The 765-nt window shown below is 36.6% G+C and carries 1 protein-coding gene; it reads left to right on the forward strand.

Annotation, left to right across the window (positions count from 1 at the left end; translation table 11 throughout):
• Window positions 1-684, forward strand: a 684-nt coding sequence (locus tag B0185_RS10030) for a factor H binding protein domain-containing protein (RefSeq protein ID WP_078208123.1), incomplete at its 5' end; no start/stop codon positions are given.
• Window positions 685-765 lie beyond the last annotated feature (81 nt).

Raw genomic sequence — 765 nt, forward strand, 5'->3', positions numbered from 1 at the left:
GAAGAAGCTCGCAAAGCAGAAGAAGCTCGTAAGGCTGCAGAAGCATTAAACGCAAGAGATAAAACAAATGCCACTATACAAGCAAAACTTCTCAAAGAACAGGCTCTAGGACAAGAAGTTCCCTCTTCTGGAAATATTATTAATAAAAATCACGAAGAGATTTCTAGTGATGGTAAATTAACGAAATATAGAGGCTATCAACAAATTTATAACCAACCATATTCTATAGTTATTTCAAATAATGAATTTGAGAACATTATCAATGATGTAGAACAACCTTTAAAACCACATAATATTCAGATTGTTGGTGTTGCAACACATGAAAGAAATATCCCAAATTCAGGTAAAGCAACTTATATTGGTGAAGGAACAGAGTCAGGTAGATTAATCTACAAAGTCGATTTTGATACTAAAAAAGGTCAGGGAAGTGTTTCTAGCCAGGTTTTATACGGTCGAGTTGAGTTAAAAGAAGCTGATATCCAACCACAGATATCTTTAAATGATAAGGCTGTTGTAGGTATTCAGGGGGTAGCTGTTTCTTCTTCAGGAATGACGAATGGATATTACCAACTTGGTTTCTTTGGACCTGAAGCAGAAGAGGTCTCTGGTATTGCACGTTTTAAATTTGTTGGTGAAGATAAAGAATTTGGCTTCGGCGGCACCCGCGGTGAAATTCAAAAATAACTGATCTGTAGGGGCGAATAACATTCGCCCTGATATTCCACTAATGTTTTAGGATAAATGCGATTTGCCCCTTGTATCTCA

It is taken from the genome of Haemophilus parahaemolyticus (assembly GCF_002015035.1).
In the GTDB taxonomy this organism is placed as follows: Bacteria; Pseudomonadota; Gammaproteobacteria; order Enterobacterales; family Pasteurellaceae; genus Haemophilus_A; species Haemophilus_A parahaemolyticus.